This window comes from Streptomyces mayteni, from assembly GCF_054783955.1.
This window is the reverse complement of record NZ_BAAGPR010000138.1, coordinates 1-16,863: the sequence shown is the minus strand read 5'-3', so window position 1 is coordinate 16,863 and position 16,863 is coordinate 1. Positions and strand designations below refer to the sequence as shown.

The window sequence follows — 16,863 nt, the reverse complement described above, 5'->3', positions numbered from 1 at the left end:
GCAGCGCGGCGGCGGCCGTGGCCAGCGCCTCGGCGTGGCCGAGCCGGCCGGCCTCGGCCGTGAGCTCGGCGTCCTCGCCCGGCCTCGGCTCGGCGGCGGCGATCTCGTCGAGGCCGAGCGGCAGCAGGTCGGCCTCCTGCGCGCGCTCCCTGGCGCGGGTGGTCAGCTCGGCCAGGGTGGCGCCGGCCTCGCGCAGCCGCCGGTAGGTCTCCTGGTAGTCGGCGAGCGGCCCGGCGACGGCCGAGCCGGCGTAGCGGTCGAGCGCCTGCCGCTGTCTGGCGGGGCGCAACAGCCCCTGCTGGTCGGTCTGGCCGTGCACCGCGATCAGCTCCTCGCCCAGCTCGGCGAGCAGCCCGGCCGGCACCGACCGACCGCCGACGTGGGCGCGCGAGCGCCCCTCGGCCGAGATGGTGCGGCTGACGAGCAGCGCCCCGTCGTCCAGTTCGGCGCCCGCCTCCTCCGCCCGGTGGGCGGCGGGCGCGTCGGGCGGGACGGTGACGCGGCCCTCCACGACGGCGGCCTGGGCGCCGACCCGCACGTAGCCGGCGTCCGCGCGGCCCCCGAGCAGCAGGCCGAGGCTGGTGACGACCATGGTCTTGCCCGCGCCGGTCTCACCCGTCACCGCGGTGAAGCCGGAGGACAGCTCGACGACAGCGTCGTCGATCACGCCCAGGCCCTTGATCCGCATCTCCTCCAACACGGATACGACCATACGAGGTTCGCGGGGGGACTCGCGACGACGGCCCCCCGCACCCGGGGTTCCGCGGTCAGCGCGGGGCGCCGCGCCAGCCCGCCACCGGCAGTGCGAACTTGGCGACCAGCCGGTCGGTGAACGGCGCGTGGTGGAGCCTGGCCAGCCTCACCGGGACGGCGCCGCGCCGCACCTCGACCCGGGCGCCGGGCGGCAGGTCGATGGTGCGGCGGCCGTCGCACCAGAGCACGCCCGAGCTGGTGTGCGGCCTGACCTCGACGGCGAGCACCGAGGCGGGGGCGGTGACCAGTGGCTTCGCGAACAGGGCGTGGGCGCTGATCGGCACCATCAGCAGGGCCTCGACCTCGGGCCAGACGATGGGACCGCCGGCGGAGAACGCGTAGGCGGTGGAGCCGGTGGGGGTGGCGCAGACCACACCGTCGCCGCCGAACCCGGAGACCGGGCGGCCGTCCACCTCCAACACCAACTCGATCATCCGTTCCCTGGCGACCTTCTCGACGGACGCCTCGTTGAGCGCCCAGTCGACGTGCACGGCCCGGCCGTCGCTCAGCACGGTGACGTCCAGGGTCATCCGCTCCTCGACCTCGTAGTCGCGGGTGACGACGCGGTCCACCACCTGGTCGAGGTCGTCGCGTTCGGCCTCGGCGAGGAAGCCGACGGTACCGAGGTTGACGCCGAGCATCGGCACGCCGGAGGCGCGGGAGAACTCGGCGCCGCGCAGCAGCGTGCCGTCGCCGCCGAGCACCACGAGCAGTTCGCAGCCGTCCACCACGCCGCGGGTCTCGTCCTTGGCGACCTTGACCCGCTCGACGCTGGCCGGCAGCGGCAGGTCGGCGGCCTCCTCGTCCAGCACCCGGACGCCGATGCCGTGGGCGAGCAGGCCCTGGACGACGAGTTCGGCGCTGCGGATCGCGGCGGCGCGACCGGTGTGCGCGAGCAGGAAGACGGTACGTTCTTCGGTGTGGTTGGTCCCGGTGCTGACGGTCACTGAGGCCCCTCGGTCACGGCGCGGTCGACGTCGGCCGGGTCGAGCGCGGGTGCCCCGGCACGCAGCCAGAGAAAGTATTCAACATTGCCTGAGGGTCCTGGCAGCGGGCTCGCGACCACGCCGAGCGCGCCGAGCCCCAGCTCGGCGGCGTGCGCGGCGACGGTGCGGACGGCCTCGGCGCGCAGCGCCGGGTCGCGCACCACGCCGCCGCTGCCGAGGCGTTCGCGGCCGACCTCGAACTGCGGCTTGACCATCAGCACCAGGTCGGCGTCGGGCGCCGCGCACCCGACGAGGGCGGGCAGCACCAGGCCGAGCGGGATGAAGGACAGGTCGCCGACCACCAGGTCGACGGGCCGTCCTCCGATGGCCTCGAGCGTCAACTCGCGTACGTTCGTGCGGTCCATGACGGTGACCCGCTCGTCGGCGCGCAGGTGCCAGGCGAGCTGCCCGTAGCCGACGTCGACGGCGATCACCTCGGCGGCGTCGGCGCGCAGCAGCACGTCGGTGAACCCGCCGGTGGACGCCCCGGCGTCGAGCGCCCGGCGGCCGGCGACGCGCAACCCGCGCGGCGTGAACGCGTCGAGCGCCCCCGCGAGTTTGTGGCCGCCTCGGGAGGCGTAGCCCGGGTCGTCGGCGTCCTCGCGGACGACCAGGGCCGCGCCGGTGGCGACCTGGGTGGCGGGCTTGCCCGCGACGCCGCCGTTGACGGTGACCCGGCCCGCGTCGATGAGCTCTCTGGCGTGCTCACGGGAACGGGCGAGCTTGCGGCGCACCAGTTCCGCGTCGAGGCGGCTGAGGCGTCGCTGGGTCGCTGCTGCCACGTGGGGTTCAGCTCCTGGGAATGGGCGGGGGGCCGGGCACGGGCGGCCCGGCCGGCTGGTCGAGGGCGGCCAACGTCTCGCGCAGACCGCGGTGCACATCCTCGTACACCTCCAGGTGTCCCGGGACGCCGAGGTGGTCGGCGTCGGCCAGCCGGGCCAACTGGGCGTCCACGCCACCGTGTCCGGTGGGCCGCACCTCGACGCCCAACGGGCGCGGGCCGTCGTCCTCGGGCTCCGGGGCTTGCTCGGCAAGAGGCTCCTCGTCCATGCCCCGACGCTACCAAGCCGGCCTGGCGGCCTACCGCCCCGAAGGGACGCCCTGGCGGGCCTACCGGGGCGGCCGCCCCGGCCCCCGCCGACCCTGGCGGCGACACCATCGGGCCGCGGGGCGGCCCACCCCGGCTGCACCGGCCGACACGCCGGCCACGCCGTCCGACTGCCGCCAACCGGCCTCCGCGGCCAGCCCCACATGGATGCCGGCGAGCCGGCCGCACACCAGCGGTGGTCACACGCGGCGCTCTGGCTGGGCACCAGGCTCGGCGCCTTCCCTCCTCGGCGCCGGCAGGCCCGCGGCTCACGCGCCAACGCGGCCCCTCGGCCGGGGACATCGGCCCCACGGCCCCATTCGGTTACGCGGCATCCCAGCCGGGGCGCATAGCCGGCCTCCGCCGCCGCACGGCCGCCGCGGCCCGCCAGACCGCAGCCGCCGGCCCGGGCGCCAGGCCGCCCACGCCAGCGAAACGTCGGCCGGCCTCGGCCGAAGGCACAGCGTCGCTGCGCGGTCCATCCGCCCTCGCCGGCCAGCCGCCGCCAGGCGGATCGGCGCACCCGCCCCGCTCCCCCAATCCTGTCCGTCTCCGCGCCCGGGTCCGGCGACGTACCGCACCGTCCGGGCCGGTGCCTCGGTCCGGCGCCGGTTCGGGGGTCACGAGGCCTTGCCCCCGCCAGGGGGTCACACGCGGCCGGAGCGTCGTTCCGTGAAGAGGAGCCACAGCAGGTAGCCGCCGCCGAGGACGCCCGTCACGGCGCCGACCGGCAGCTGCCGGTCGGCGAAGGCCGACTGGGCGACCAGGTCGGCGGTGGCTAGCAGCAGCGCGCCCATGAGGGCGGCCGGCAGCAGGTTGGGGCCGGGGGCCCGGGTGACGCGGCGGGCGAGCTGCGGCGCGGTGAGCGCCACGAAGCCGATCGGTCCCGCGGCGGCCGTGGCCGCCGCCGTGAGCAGCACGGCGGCCGCCACCAGCGACAGCCTGACCCGTTCGACCCGCACCCCGAGCGCCACGGCCGTGTCGTCGCCCAGTTCCAGGATCCGCAGCGGACGCCCCAGGGCGAGCACCGCAGGCAGCAGCAGGCAGCAGACCGCCGCGAGCGGCCAGAACTCGGCCCAGTCACGGCCGTTGAGCGAGCCCGCGAGCCACAGCACGGCGCGGGCGGCGTCCGTGATGCCGGCCTGGGTGAGCAGGTAGCCGTTGGCGGCGCTGAGCACGGCGGCGACGCCGATGCCGACCAGCACGAGGCGGTAGCCCTGGACGCCGCCGCGCCAGGCCAGCAGGTAGACGGCCGCCCCGGTGGCCAGCCCGCCGGCCACCGCGCCGGCGGCGACCGCGAGGCTCCCGCCGCCGGTCAGCGTGATCACGGTGAGGGCGCCGGCCGCCGAGCCCTGTCCGAAGCCGACGATGTCGGGGCTGCCGAGCGGGTTGCGCGAGACGGACTGGAAGACGGCGCCGGCGAGGCCGAGCGCGAGTCCGACGAGCAGTCCCACCAGCAGTCGCGGCAACCGCAGTTCGAGGACGACGAGGTCCTGGGCCGGGGTGCCGCCGCCGGCCAGGGTGCGCAGCACCTCGGCCGGCTTCAGCGGGTAGTCGCCGGTGCCGACGAGCAGGACGCCCACGGCCAGCGTCAGCAGGGAGAGGCCGCCGCCGACCGCCAGGCTCCGGCCGTCGAGCCGCACCGACCAGCCGCGACCGTCGGGACCGCCGCGGAGCGTGACGCGGTTCACAGCCGGGCCGTCCGGTGGCGGCGGACCAGGTAGACGAAGACCGGGCCGCCGATCAGGCTGGTGACGATGCCGACCTGGAGTTCCGAGGGTCGCGCGACGAGGCGTCCGATCACGTCGGCGCCCAGGAGCAGCGCGGGGGCGAGTACGGCCGCGTAGGGCAGCGTCCACCGCAGGTCGGGGCCGGTGATGGCCCGGACCAGGTGGGGCACGATCAGCCCGACGAAGACGATCGGCCCGCAGGCGGCGGTGGCCGCGCCGCACAGCAGGGTGACGGCGAGCATGGCCAGGGCGCGGGTGCGGCCCGGGCGGGTGCCGAGGGCGCGCGCCGCGTCGTCGCCGAGGGCGACGGCGTTCAGCGGTCGGCCGAGGGCCAGCGCGAGGACCGTGCCGAGGGCGAGGAACGGCAGCAGCTGCCCGACGATGTCGCCGCTGGCCGACGCGAGCGAGCCCACGGCCCAGAACCGCATCCGGTCCAGGGCTGCGGTGTCGAGGAGTTCGACGGACTGGGTGTAGCCGTGGAGCGCGGCGCTGACGGCCGTCCCGGCGAGCGCGAGCCGCACGGGGGTGGCCGCGCGGCTGCCGCCCAGCGCGTAGACCGCGACCGCGACGGCGGCGGCGCCGAGGAAGGCGAACCACACGTAGCCGGCCGGCGAGGTGACGTCGAGAAAGCTGATGGCGGACACGACGGCGGCCGCGGCACCGGCGTTGACGCCGAGCAGCCCGGGGTCCGCGAGCGGGTTGCGGGTGAGCGCCTGCATCACGGCCCCGGCCAGGCCGAGCGCGGCGCCGCAGAGCAGCCCGAGGATCGTGCGGGGCAGCCGGAGTTCGCGGACGACGACGTCGGTCTCGGTCCCCGAGTAGGCGAACAGGCCGTGCCACACCTGCCCCAGCGGGACGGACTTGGCGCCGAGGGCGACGCTGGCGGCGGCGACCAGCGCCAACACGCCGACCGCCGCGAGAAGTCCACCCGCGCGCCGAGCCGTGCGCCGGCGCGTGAGCCGCACGTCGAGCGCCGGCCCCGGCGGCGCGCTCGCCCCCATCGCCGTCACCCTGCGCGCCCCTTGGTGGAACTCCTCAGCGACATGCGGTTAGGTTAGCCTAACCTCGCTAGGTCGCCCGTTCCGGATGCCGACCTGGTCGAACCGCGTCCCGAAAAGGTGATCCGATGCCGAGCACACTCCTGCCGAAGCCGCCGGCGCGCGCCGTCTCCCGCCGGGGCTTCCTGGCCGCGAGCGGCACCGTGGGCACCGCCGGCCTGCTCACGGCCTGCGGCGCCGGCGGATCAGACACCCCCGAGGGCGGCGGAGGCAGCGCGGGCGCGTTCACCTTCACCGACGACCGCGAGGAGACCGTCACGCTGGACGCCGTACCCGAGCGGATCGTCGCCTACGTCGGCTCGGCCGCCGCCCTCCTCGACTACGGCATCGAGTGCGTGGGCGTCTTCGGCCCGGCCGAGGCGGCCGAAGGACAACCCAGCGTGCTGGCCGCCGGCCTCGACCTGGACCGGCTGACCCGACTGGGCAACGCCTGGGGCGAGTTCAACCTGGAGGCGTACCTCGGCCTCGAACCCCAGCTGCTGGTCAGCGACATCCACACCCCGCCCGACCTGTGGTGGGTGCCGGCGGACACCGCGTCCGACATCCTCGGCATCGCGCCGAGCATCGGCATCGCCAACGTCGGCCCGCCGCTGCGCACCACCGTCGAGCGGTACGCGGAACTGGCCGAGGCGCTCGGCGCCGACCTCGCCGCCCCCGCGACCGCCGAGGCGAAGAACCGTTTCGACGCCGCGGCGGAGGCCGTTCGCCAGGCCGCCCGCGACAACCCGGGGCTGCGGGTCCTCGCCCTCTCGGCCACCGAGGACAAGCTCTGGTTCTGCGTGCCGAGCGACCTCTCGGACCTGACCTACTACCAGGAACTCGGCGTGGAGCTCATCGTCCCCGACACCCCGGACGAGGCCGGCACCTTCCAGTCCGTGAGCTGGGAGAACGCGGGCCGCTACCCCGCCGACCTGATCCTCCTCGACGACCGGGCCATCAGTCTCCAGGCCGACCGACTCGCCGAGACCAAGCCCACCTGGCGCATCCTCCCCGCCGTCGTGGCCGGCCAGGTCGCCGCCTGGAACCCGGAGCCCACCTACAGCTACGCCGGCTGCGCCCCGGCGATGGAGAGCCTGGCCGAGGGGATCCGCTCCGCGAGCCGGCTGACCTGAGCCGTACTCACAAGATCAGAACCGATCCGATCTGAACCAACCCGAACCCACCCGAACCGACCCGAAAGGACGCACCGCCATGAGCGCACGCCCCTTCGAGTTCTTCGACCTGCACGTCCTGCGCACCCGCCGGATCAGCCCCGGCTTCGCCCGCGTCACGGTGGGCGGCGCCGAACTCGACCGCTTCCTCGGCGGCGGCCGGGACCAGCGCGTCAAGCTGTTCCTGCCCCGCCCCGGCCAGCACCGGGCGGCCGTCCCGCGCGGCGAGGGCGCCGGCTGGTGGCCCGCCTGGCAGCGGATGGACCCGGACGAGCGCGCCCCCATGCGCACCTACACCGTGCGCGAACACCGGCGCGAAGTCGGCGAGCTCGACATCGACTTCGCGCTGCACGGCGCGTGTGAGGGCCCCGCCTCCCGCTGGGCCCTCGTCGCCCGGCCCGGCGCGCGGCTCTCGCTCCTCGGCCCGACCGAGGAGGACAACGCCGGCGTCGACTTCCGCCCGCCGCCGGACACCGAGCAGGTGCTGATCGCCGGCGACGCCTCGGCCCTCCCCGCCATCGCCGGCATCCTGGCCTGGCTGCCGGCCGGCATGCCGGCCCGGGTCTGGATCGAGACCGAACACGCCGCCGACCGCCAGCGGTTGTCTACCAGGGCCGACGCGGAGATCACCTGGCTCTGCCACGACCGGCTGCCAGCCCCCGACCCCAACCCGCTGCTGGCCGCGCTCCGCGACCGCCACCTGCCGCCCGGCGCTTCCTACGCCTGGCTCGCCGGCGAGGCCGGCCACGTCCGTGCCCTCCGCCGTCACCTCGTGAACGACCGCGGCCTCGACCGCGGCCGCGTCACCTTCACCGGCTACTGGCGCCGCGACACCTCGGAGGACACCCTCCTCCAGGAGGCCCTGGCGGCGTAGCCGATCGACGCGCGGCCGGCCGCGGCGCGGTCAGCCACAAGTACGGTCAGCCGCAGTACGGGCAGCCGGGGGTGCGGCCGCCGGCCGCCATGGCGCGGTCGGCCGGGGAGTCGGGGGTGAAGACCATCCGCAGCCGGCCGCAGCCGCAGCGGAGCCAGACCACGGTGCCCTCACTCGTGGTGTGGTGGGAGAGCTCGACGGGTGCGGTGGTCACCTGGGGGTGCTGGATCGTCTGAGTCATACCGGCAGTGTGCGACCGCGAGACCGTTCAGGTCCATTTCACATTTCTCGGGTGCATCGTGCAGAATTACTGCATGATTGATCCCCGTCGGCTCCAGGTGCTCCGCGCGGTGCACCAACACGGCACGGTGACCGCGGCGGCCGCCGCGCTGTATCTGACCCCGTCCGCGGTCTCCCACCAGCTCCGGGAGCTGGCCAAGGAGTTGCGGGTCCAGCTGGTCGAACCGCAGGGCCGCAGGATCCGGCTGACCGGCGCCGCGCACCTGGTCATCAGGCACGGCGAGGAACTCATGGCCCGCTGGGAGGAGGCCGAGTCCGCCCTCGAGGCCTACCGTTCCGGCGAGGCCGGCCTGCTGCGGATCTGCGGCTACCCGAGCGCCGTCACCGGGCTGATCGCCCCGGCGACCGCCCTGCTGCGCAAGCGCCACCCCGGCCTCACCGTGATGATCACCGAGTCCGAGACCGCCGCCAGCTTCGACCTGCTGCTCTCCACCGACGCCGACATCGCCCTCGTGGCGCCCTCCGAGGACTTCCCCAACCCCAGCGACTCCCGCTTCGACCAGGAGCGGCTGCTCGACGAACCCCTCGACCTCATCGTGCCGGCCGGCCACCCCCTGGCCGCACGCACCGAGGTGCAACTGGCCGAGACCGCCCGCGAGGACTGGGTGCTGCCGCTGCCCGGCAGTTGCGACCACTACCAGCGCGTCCTGGTGTTCTGCGCCGTCGCCGGCTTCACCCCCGCGGTCGCGCACTGGGCCAAGGAGTGGGCGGCCGTCTCCGCCATGGTCGGCCACGGCCTCGGCATCTCCCTCTACCCCAGGCTCACCGAGATCCCGCCCAGCCACCGCACGGTCCGCGTCCCTCTCACCGCCGAACTGCCCATCTCCCGCCGGATCCTCACCTGCGTGCGGCAGGGCAGCCGCGCCCACCCGCTGATCAGGCACGGGCTCGAAGCGCTCGACGAGGTGATCACCGCGCACCCGGCGCTCGCCCTGGCCGCGTCCGACGCCGACCGCCCTCCAGCACGAGCCCACGCCTGACGGCCACCACCCGGCACAATGGGGCGATGCGCCCTCGTCCCGTGCTCATCGACGCCCCGTCGAACCTCGGTCTCAGGCCGCCCTTCGAGGGGGCCGTGCCCGGGTGCTACAAGCTGGCCGGCGCGCTGCGCGAGCAGGGGCTGCTGGCGCGGCTCGGCGCCGACGAGGGAGGCGTCGTCGTGCCGCCCCGCTACGACCGTGAGGGTTGGCAGGAGGGCGACGGGGTGTTCCACGCGGGGCCGATCGCCGCGTACACCCGCCGGCTCGCCGACCGCGTCGAGCGGCACGTGCGGGCCGGCGCCTTCCCCGTGGTCCTCGGCGGGGACTGCTCCATCCAGCTCGGCGCCTCGCTCGCGCTGCGCCGCGTCGGCCGGTACGGGGTCGCCGTCATCGACGGCTCGGCCGACTTCCGGCACCCCGGCAACTCCGACCGCGTCGGCGCCGCGGGCGGCGAGGAACTCGCCCTCGCCACCGGCCGCGGGCAGGCGGACCTCACGGACCTCGAAGGGCTGCGTCCTTACGTCCTGGAGAGCGACGTCCAGGTCCTGGGCATCCGGGACGACGACCCGGAGCGCGCCGAGCTCACGGCGTCGGGCATCGCCAGCACGACGGTGGGCGAGATCCGGGAGCGCGGCGCCGGGCAGGCGGCCGACGCGGCGCTGCGGGCGATGGAGGCGCCGGCGCTCGACGGCTTCTGGGTGCACCTGGACGCCGACGTTCTCGACCCGTCGGTGATGCCGGCCGTGGACAGCCCGGACGACGGCGGTCTGCTGCCCGACGAACTCGCGCCGCTGCTGCGGGCGTTGACCGGCTCACCCCGGTGCGTGGGGCTCAACGTCACCATCTACGACCCGGACCTCGACCCGGACGGCTCCTGCGCCGCCCTGCTCGCCGACCTCCTCGTGTCGGCACTCACCCACCGCTGACCCCCGCCGGGTGCGCGGCGGGTGCGCGGCGGGCGCGCGGCGGGTGCCCGCCTCAGGCGGGCAGGAGTCCGCCTCGCCAGGGGCGGAGCCGGTGGCCGCGGTCGGCCGCCGACCAGGCGGCCCCGCAGAGGGCGCGCAGCCCGTCCACCGGATCGCCGCCGTCGTCGCCCCCGCCGTCGAGACGCAGCTCGTCGCCGACGACGACCGCCCGCCAACCACCGCACCGCCAACCGCCCTCGGCGTCCGCCGACACCGCCGGCTGCGGCGTCAGCAGCCCCCTGAGGTCGGCGGCCACGAACGTCGGACGATGGTCGGGGCGCGCCGCCAGCAGCTCCGCCTCGTCCGTCACACCGGTCATCACCAGCAGCGAGTCCACGCCCCCGGCGTGCGCCCCCTCGATGTCCGTGTCGAGCCGATCGCCGACGACCAACGGCCGCCGCGCCCCGGTGCGCAGTATCGACTCCCGGTGCATCGGCGGTTGCGGCTTCCCCGCGACCTGCGGCTCGCTGCGCCGCCCGGTGGCGATCCGCACCGCCTCCACGGCGGCGCCGTTCCCCGGCACGATGCCCCGCCCGCTGGGGATGGTCAGGTCCGTGTTGGACGCGAACCACGGCACGCCGCGGTTGACCGCGAGCGCCGCCTCCGCGATCACGCCCCACGGCAGCTCGGGGCCGCCGTAGCCCTGCACGACCGCCGCCGGCTCGTCGTCGGCCGAGTCCACCGGGCGCAGACCGCGCTCACTGAGCGCCACCCGGAGCCCCTCACCACCCGCGCACAGGACCCGCGCGCCGGCGGGTAGTTGCTCGGCGATCAGCCGGGCCACGGCCTGCGCCGACGTCACCACCTCGGCCGGCTCGGCCGCGACGCCGAGCCTGGTGAGGTGCGCGGCGACGGTCTCCGGGGTGCGGGCCGCGTTGTTGGTCACGTAGGCCAGCCGCATGCCGGCCTCCCGCGCCACCCGCAGCGACTCCACGGCGTGCGGAATCGCCTCGCCACCCGCGTAGATCACGCCGTCCAGGTCGAGCAGCGCGGTGTCGTGGATCTCGTGGAGCGCCCGCTCGGATCCGCTCGGCGCGGATGCCGCGGCCCCGTTCTCCGTGCCGGCCCTGCCGGACATGTCAGCGTTGTCAGCCATGATTCCCCCATCTTCTCCCGTGATCCACGCGGCATACGATGCGGGGATGCACGCCGCCGGCCTGGACCTCGCCCCGTTCCGCGCGCTCCGTTACGCGCCCGAGCGGGTCGGCAACCTCGCCGACGTGATCTCGCCGCCGTACGACGTCGTCGTGCGGCCGGACGAGCAGCGCGACCTGGAGACCTCGGACCCGCACAACATCGTCCGGCTGATCCTGCCACGCACGCCGGAGCGCGCCGCCGCCACCCTCCGCGAGTGGCGTGCCGCGGGCGTGCTGCGGACCGACCTGACCCCGGCGCTCTACGTGTACGAGCAGCGCGCCCCCGGGCTCCCGCTCCAGCGCGGCATCATGGGCGCCCTCCGGCTGACCCCGCCGAGCGCGGGCACGGTGCTGCCGCACGAGGACGTCATCCCCGAGGTGGTCGACGAGCGGGCCGCGCTGCTGCGGGCCACCCGCACCGACCTGGAACCGCTGCTCCTCGCCTACCGGGGCGCGCGCGACGACGCGGTGCCCGCCGTCGTCGAACGCGCGACGGCCGGCCCGCCGCTGCTTGCCACGCCCACCGACGACGCCACCGAGCACCGGATCTGGGCCGTCACCGAGCCGGCCGAGATCGCCGCGGTCCGCGCCGAGTTGGCCAGGCACCGCGCCCTGATCGCGGACGGTCACCACCGCTGGGCCACCCGCCTGCGGCTCAGCGCCGAGCACGGCGGCCGCCCGCCGTGGGACCGCGGCCTGGTGCTGCTCGTCGACACCGACCGCCACCCGCTGCGAGTCAGTCCGATCCACCGGGTGCTCGCCGGCCTGCCGCCCGCCGAGGCGCTGGCCAGGGCGGGCGCGGCGTTCCGGGTCGGCCCCGTGGCCGGCCCGCTCGACGCGGCGCTGCGCGCCCTCGACGCCACCCCGGGCAACGCCTTCCTGCTGGCCGGCGCGAACGGCATGTTCCACCTCCTCGACCGGCCGGACCCGGCGCTCCTCGCCCGCACCGTTCCGGCCGACCGGCCCCGTGTCTGGCGGGAGTTGGACGCGAGCGTGTTCAACGCGGCCCTGCTCGGCGAGCTGTGGCGGCCGGCGGCCGGCCGCGAGCTCCGGGTCCGTCATCTGCACAGCGCGCCCGCCGCCGTCGCGCAGGCCGCCGGTTCGGGCGACGGGTTCGCGGTACTCATGCGGGCGGTGCGGGAGGAGACCGTGCGAACGCTGGCCGAGCGCGGCGTCACCATGCCGCACAAGTCGACGTCATTCGGCCCCAAGCCGGCCACCGGTCTGCTGCTGCGCGACCCCCGGGACGACCCCCGGGACGAGCCGCGGAACGCGCTACGGAAGCGTCCGGAGGGCGAGACGTCGGGCGAACCCGATTGTCGAGCAAATTTAGGTTAGGCTAACCTCACTTCCAGTTGCCGCCGCACCTGGGAGACCCATGCGCCCCACCGTCTTCGCCCGACACGACGAACGGCTCGGCGAGTTCGCCCTCCGCCTCGTCGACCCCACCGCCGACGCCGAGCTGCTGCACCGCTGGCTCACCCACCCCAAATCCGTCTTCTGGCTGATGCGGGACGCCGAACTCCACGACGTCCACACGGCGTTCCAGGCCATCGACGACGCCCCCGCGCACCAGGCGTACCTCGGCCTGCACAACGGAGAGCCGGCCTTCCTCGTCGAGGCGTACGACCCGGCCCACGACCCGGTGGGCTCCGTCTATCCGGTCCAACCGGGCGACGTCGGCATGCACTTCCTGGTCGCCCCCACCGACGCGCCGCTTCGCGGCTTCACCCTCGCCGTGATCACCACCGTGATGGAACTGCTCTTCGCCGACCCCCGCAACCACCGCGTGGTCGTCGAACCCGACGCCCGCAACACGCCCGTCCACGCCCTCAACGCCGCCGTCGGCTTCCAGGTCGAGCGGAGAGTCCCGTTGCCCGGCAAGGACGCCCTGCTCAGCTTCTGCACCCGCGCACAGTACGAGGCCGCGAGGGCCACCAGGGCCGCCACGGCAGCACCCCAGGAGTGAACCGCATGACGACCGTCCCCCACGAAGCCGTCGCCCACCTCACCCCCGAGCTCTGGGAGCGCGCCAACCGTCTCCTGATACGCAAGGCGCTCGCCGAGTTCGCCCACGAACGCCTCCTGGCCCCGGAGCCGCGCCCCGACGGACGCCACACGGTCCGCGCCGACGACCCCACCCTCGCCTACCACTTCACCGCCCGCCGGCTCAGGCTCGACCACTGGCTGATCGACCCCGACTCGATCGTCCGCGAACGCGACGGCGTCCCGCTCCCCCTCGACGCCCTCGACTTCTTCCTCGACCTGCGCGGCGCCCTCGGGCTCTCCGACGACGTCCTCCCGGTCTACCTGGAGGAGATCACCAGCACCATGGCCGGCACCGCCTTCAAGCTCGCCGCGCCCCACCGGCCGGCCGCCGAGCTGGCCGGCGCCGACTTCCAGACCGTCGAGGCCGCCATGACCGAGGGCCACCCCTGCTTCGTGGCCAACAACGGCCGCCTCGGCTTCGACGCCGCCGAGTACCTCTCCTACGCCCCCGAGACCGGCTCCCCCGTCCGACTGGTCTGGCTCGCCGCCCGCCGCGACCTGGCCACGTTCACCGCCTCCACCGACATCGACTACGAGACCCTGATCGCCGGCGAACTCGCCGCGACGACCCGACGCCGGTTCGCCGACCGGATGACGGCGCTCGGCCTCGACCTCGCCGACTACTACCTGCTCCCCGTCCACCCCTGGCAGTGGTGGAACCGGCTCTCCGTCACCTTCGCCGGCGAGGTCGCCAGGCGCCACCTGGTCTGCCTCGGCGAGGGCGACGACGCCTACCGCGCCCAGCAGTCCATCCGCACGTTCTTCAACACCGACGCCCCCGAGAAGCACTACGTCAAGACGGCGCTCTCCGTCCTCAACATGGGCTTCCTGCGCGGCCTCTCCGCCAGCTACATGCGGGCCACCCCGGCCATCAACGACTGGCTGGCCGGGCTGATCGCCAAGGACGACCTCCTCACCGGCACCGGCTTCTCGATCATCCGCGAGCACGCCGCCATCGGCTACCACCACCGGCACTACGAGGCCGCGACCGAGAAGGGCTCCCCCTACCTCAAGATGCTCGCCGCGCTCTGGCGCGAGAGCCCGGTGCCCACCCTGGAACCGGGCCAGCGGCTGGCCACCATGGCCTCCCTGCTGCACACCGACCGGAACGGCGACTCGTTCGCCGCCGCCCTGATCGCCGAGTCGGGACTGCCCGCCGAGGTCTGGCTGCGCCACTACCTCGACGCCTACCTGACCCCGCTGCTGCACTGCCTCTACGCCTACGACCTGGCCTTCATGCCGCACGGCGAGAACGTCATCCTGGTCCTGGAGAACGGCGTGCCGCGCCGCGTCATCATGAAGGACATCGCCGAGGAGATCGGCGTGATGAGCGCCGAGCAACCCCTGCCGCCCGAGGTCGAGCGGATCCGCGTCGACGTGCCGGACGACGTGTGGGCGCTCTCCGTCTTCACCGACGTCTTCGACTGCTTCTTCCGCTTCCTCAGCGGAGTTCTCACCGAGAACGGCCTGCTGACCGAGGACGCCTTCTGGGCGACCGTGGCCGCCTGCGTCACCGACTACCAGCAGGCCGTTCCGGAACTCAGCGAGAAGTACCGGCGGTTCGACCTGTTCGCCGAGCGCTTCGCCCTGTCCTGCCTCAACCGCCTCCAGCTGCGCGACAACCGCCAGATGGTGGACCTCCAGGACCCCAGCGGCTCACTGCAGCTGGTCGGCACGCTCGAGAACCCGATCGCCCGCTACGCCTGATCCCGGCCCTCCTCGGCATCGGCCTCCTCGGCGTCCTCGACCTCGTCGTCCTCGTCGTCCTCGTCGTCCTCGTCGTCCTCGTCGTCCTCGAGGTCCGGGTCGAGCGCGTCGACGAACTCCAACCCGTCCAGCTCGGCCAGCCGGTCCGAGGCGTCGGTGGTTCCGCCCTGGTCGGCCTCCACGGCCTTGGCGAACCACTCGCGCGCCTCGTCCTCCCGGCCGACGGCCAGCAGCGCGTCCGCGTAGGCGTACCGCAGCCGCGCCGTCCAGGGCTGGACGGAGTTGGAGGCCAACTCCGGGCTCTGCAACGTCACCACGGCCGCGTCCGCCTGCCCCATGTCGCGCCGGGCGCCGGCCGCGACCAGCCGCATCTCGACCTGTCCCGCCTTGTCCAGCTGCCGCACCTCGGGTTCGCCGGCCATGGCCAACGCCCGCTCGGGACGCCCCATGCCACGCTCGCAGTCGGCCATGATCGGCCACAGGTGGACGGAACCGGTCATCCGCCGGGCGGCACGGAACTCGGTCAGCGCCTCGCTGTACTTCCCGACGCCGTACGACGCGAACCCGGCCGCCTCACGAACCGCACCCACCCGCGAGGCGAGCCGCAGCGCCGCACGCGAGTAGCCGTAGGCCCGCTCGGGGTCGTCCTCCAGGAGCCTGGCCACCATGACCAGGTTCCGCGCCACGTCCACGGCGAGGGTCTTGGGCAGGCTCATCAGCTCCTGCCGCACGGAACGGTCGATCTCGTCGCCCGTCACCTCGTCCGGGATCGGCAGCCGCCTGACCCGCTCACGGTCACGGTCCCGCGCCATGTCAGGTCCGCGCCGCACGCCCTCGCGCCGATACCCGCCACGCGGCCCGCCGCGGTCGTCACGACGTCCGCGGAAGTCCCGGCCACCCGACTCGCGACGCTCACCGTCACGCTCCCGCCACGGCCGATCGTCCCGCCCCCCCTGCCGCGGCCGATCATCCCTGCGGAACCGGTCGTCACGAGGACGCTCGTCCCGCCGGAAGCGATCGTCCCTCGGCCGATCATCCCTGCGGGGACGGTCGTCCCGACGGGGACGGTCATCGCGCGGCCTGTCGTCCCGACGGAACCTGTCATCCCGCGGCCGATCATCGCGGCGGGGACGGTCGTCGCGCGGCCGATCATCCCGCCGGAAGCGGTCCCCCTGGGGGCGATCGTCCCTGGGCCGGTCGTCCCGACGAAAACGGTCGTCACGAGGACGCTCATCACGCCGGAACCGGTCGTCGCGAGGACGATCGTCCCTGCGGGGACGGTCGTCGCGCGGCCGATCATCCCGCCGGAAGCGGTCCCCCTGGGGGCGCTCACCACGCGGGCGATCGTCACGTCGGAACCTGTCGTCACGGGGACGCTCGTCCCTCGGCCGGTCGTCCCGCCGGAAGCGATCGTCACGCGGCCGATCATCCCTACGGAACCGGTCCCCACGGGGACGGTCATCCCTCGGCCGATCGTCGCGCCGGAAGCCGCCCGCGCCACCGCCCGAGCCGGAACTCCCGTACCCGGGGCGACGGTCGTCACGGCGGAAGCCACCGCCGGCCGGCCGACCTGGGCGGTCGGCACGCGGCCGGTCGTCGCGGCCGCGATCGTCACGTCGGAAGCCCCCACGCTCACCGCCGCGGTCGCCGCCCGACTCCCAGCGCGGCCGCGTTCCCTCATCGCGGCGGCCGCCACCTCGGTCGTCCCGGCGGGCGTCGCCTCGACCCCACGAGCCGCCAGTACGGCCCTGACCACCGCGACGGTCGTCACGGCGGTCATCACGACGGTCGCCTCGCCAGTCCCCGCGGCCGCCGCCACGCTGATAGCCGCCCCGATCCTCATCACGCCGGGGGGCACGCGACTCCCGCTCCGACCTACCGTCCGACGATTCCGTCATGGCCGTGATTCCTGCCTTTCCTGCCTTACCCGAAAAACAAAAAAACCTCTGGTTCCTCAGCATGTACGCTGAGGAACCAGAGGTTCCAAAAGATTGTCCGGCGGCGACCTACTCTCCCACACGGTCCCCCATGCAGTACCATCGGCGCTGGCAGGCTTAGCTTCCGGGTTCGGAATGTAACCGGGCGTT

The 16,863-nt window shown here is 74.6% G+C and carries 17 protein-coding genes and 1 rRNA gene; 7 read left to right on the top strand and 11 right to left on the bottom strand.

Translation table 11 applies throughout. The annotated features are described in order from the left end of the window. The 6 genes from ACYVPE_RS35470 to ACYVPE_RS35445 form a co-directional block, all read right to left on the bottom strand. The coding region (locus ACYVPE_RS35470; protein ID WP_461037928.1) for an AAA family ATPase at positions 1–712 on the bottom strand (712 nt) is incomplete at its 3' end. Positions 713–767: 55 nt separating this feature from the next. Next, a complete protein-coding gene (locus ACYVPE_RS35465) occupies positions 768–1,700 on the bottom strand; it encodes an NAD kinase (protein WP_461037927.1) in 933 nt (310 codons plus the stop codon). Next, complete coding sequence (locus tag ACYVPE_RS35460) at positions 1,697–2,521, bottom strand: TlyA family RNA methyltransferase (RefSeq protein ID WP_461037926.1); 825 nt, start codon at positions 2,519–2,521, stop codon at positions 1,697–1,699. The genes ACYVPE_RS35465 and ACYVPE_RS35460 overlap by 4 nt, the downstream gene beginning before the upstream one ends. A 7-nt stretch (positions 2,522–2,528) precedes the next feature. Further along, on the bottom strand, positions 2,529–2,789 hold the full coding sequence (locus tag ACYVPE_RS35455; RefSeq protein WP_461037925.1) for a hypothetical protein: 261 nt from the start codon (positions 2,787–2,789) through the stop codon (positions 2,529–2,531). A 684-nt stretch (positions 2,790–3,473) separates the two neighbouring features. Further along, the gene (locus ACYVPE_RS35450) at positions 3,474–4,517 is read right to left on the bottom strand and encodes a FecCD family ABC transporter permease (protein WP_461037924.1); all 1,044 of its coding nucleotides are present in this window, start codon (positions 4,515–4,517) and stop codon (positions 3,474–3,476) included. Next, the gene (locus ACYVPE_RS35445) at positions 4,514–5,557 is read right to left on the bottom strand and encodes a FecCD family ABC transporter permease (protein ID WP_461037923.1); all 1,044 of its coding nucleotides are present in this window, start codon (positions 5,555–5,557) and stop codon (positions 4,514–4,516) included. The genes ACYVPE_RS35450 and ACYVPE_RS35445 overlap by 4 nt, the downstream gene beginning before the upstream one ends. 125 nt (positions 5,558–5,682) lie before the next feature. Here ACYVPE_RS35445 and ACYVPE_RS35440 point away from each other — a divergent pair, with 125 nt between their 5' ends. Further along, positions 5,683–6,726, top strand: coding sequence for an ABC transporter substrate-binding protein (locus ACYVPE_RS35440; protein WP_461037922.1), 1,044 nt, complete (start codon positions 5,683–5,685; stop codon positions 6,724–6,726). A 79-nt stretch (positions 6,727–6,805) separates the two neighbouring features. Beyond that, positions 6,806–7,639, top strand: coding sequence for a siderophore-interacting protein (locus ACYVPE_RS35435; RefSeq protein WP_461037921.1), 834 nt, complete (start codon positions 6,806–6,808; stop codon positions 7,637–7,639). Positions 7,640–7,685: 46 nt separating this feature from the next. On the opposite strand, the gene ACYVPE_RS35430 is transcribed toward ACYVPE_RS35435, so the two are convergent. After that, positions 7,686–7,880 carry a hypothetical protein gene (locus ACYVPE_RS35430; RefSeq protein ID WP_461037920.1) on the bottom strand — a complete coding sequence of 65 codons (195 nt, stop codon included), beginning with the start codon at positions 7,878–7,880 and terminating at the stop codon, positions 7,686–7,688. A 73-nt stretch (positions 7,881–7,953) separates the two neighbouring features. On the opposite strand from ACYVPE_RS35430, the gene ACYVPE_RS35425 reads away from it, so the two are divergent. Beyond that, positions 7,954–8,919 carry a LysR family transcriptional regulator gene (locus tag ACYVPE_RS35425; protein ID WP_461037919.1) on the top strand — a complete coding sequence of 322 codons (966 nt, stop codon included), beginning with the start codon at positions 7,954–7,956 and terminating at the stop codon, positions 8,917–8,919. Positions 8,920–8,945: 26 nt separating this feature from the next. Next, the gene (locus ACYVPE_RS35420; RefSeq protein ID WP_461037918.1) at positions 8,946–9,845 is read left to right on the top strand and encodes an arginase family protein; all 900 of its coding nucleotides are present in this window, start codon (positions 8,946–8,948) and stop codon (positions 9,843–9,845) included. A 52-nt stretch (positions 9,846–9,897) separates the two neighbouring features. Here the strand turns inward: ACYVPE_RS35420 and ACYVPE_RS35415 are convergent, their stop codons facing one another. Next, positions 9,898–10,962 (bottom strand): HAD-IIA family hydrolase, encoded by a 1,065-nt coding sequence (locus tag ACYVPE_RS35415; RefSeq protein WP_461037929.1) that lies wholly within the window; start codon positions 10,960–10,962, stop codon positions 9,898–9,900. 64 nt (positions 10,963–11,026) lie between these two features. On the opposite strand from ACYVPE_RS35415, the gene ACYVPE_RS35410 reads away from it, so the two are divergent. The 3 genes from ACYVPE_RS35410 to ACYVPE_RS35400 are packed head-to-tail and all read left to right on the top strand — an operon-like array spanning position 11,027 to position 14,776. Continuing rightward, positions 11,027–12,358 (top strand): DUF1015 family protein, encoded by a 1,332-nt coding sequence (locus ACYVPE_RS35410; protein ID WP_461037917.1) that lies wholly within the window; start codon positions 11,027–11,029, stop codon positions 12,356–12,358. A 40-nt stretch (positions 12,359–12,398) separates the two neighbouring features. Then, the gene (locus tag ACYVPE_RS35405; protein WP_461037916.1) at positions 12,399–12,989 is read left to right on the top strand and encodes a GNAT family N-acetyltransferase; all 591 of its coding nucleotides are present in this window, start codon (positions 12,399–12,401) and stop codon (positions 12,987–12,989) included. A 5-nt stretch (positions 12,990–12,994) separates the two neighbouring features. Further along, positions 12,995–14,776 (top strand): IucA/IucC family protein, encoded by a 1,782-nt coding sequence (locus tag ACYVPE_RS35400; protein WP_461037915.1) that lies wholly within the window; start codon positions 12,995–12,997, stop codon positions 14,774–14,776. On the opposite strand, the gene ACYVPE_RS35395 is transcribed toward ACYVPE_RS35400, so the two are convergent. The 3 genes from ACYVPE_RS35395 to rrf all read right to left on the bottom strand — a co-directional run. Next, positions 14,767–15,588 (bottom strand): hypothetical protein, encoded by an 822-nt coding sequence (locus ACYVPE_RS35395; protein WP_461037914.1) that lies wholly within the window; start codon positions 15,586–15,588, stop codon positions 14,767–14,769. The two genes, ACYVPE_RS35400 and ACYVPE_RS35395, sit on opposite strands and share 10 nt — an antisense overlap. After that, positions 15,531–16,634: a hypothetical protein gene (locus ACYVPE_RS35390; RefSeq protein WP_461037913.1), complete on the bottom strand. Its 1,104-nt coding sequence runs from the start codon at positions 16,632–16,634 to the stop codon at positions 15,531–15,533. Before ACYVPE_RS35390 ends, ACYVPE_RS35395 begins: the two co-directional genes overlap by 58 nt. A 135-nt stretch (positions 16,635–16,769) precedes the next feature. Then, a 5S ribosomal RNA gene (rrf, locus tag ACYVPE_RS35385) occupies positions 16,770–16,863 on the bottom strand; the annotation flags it as partial.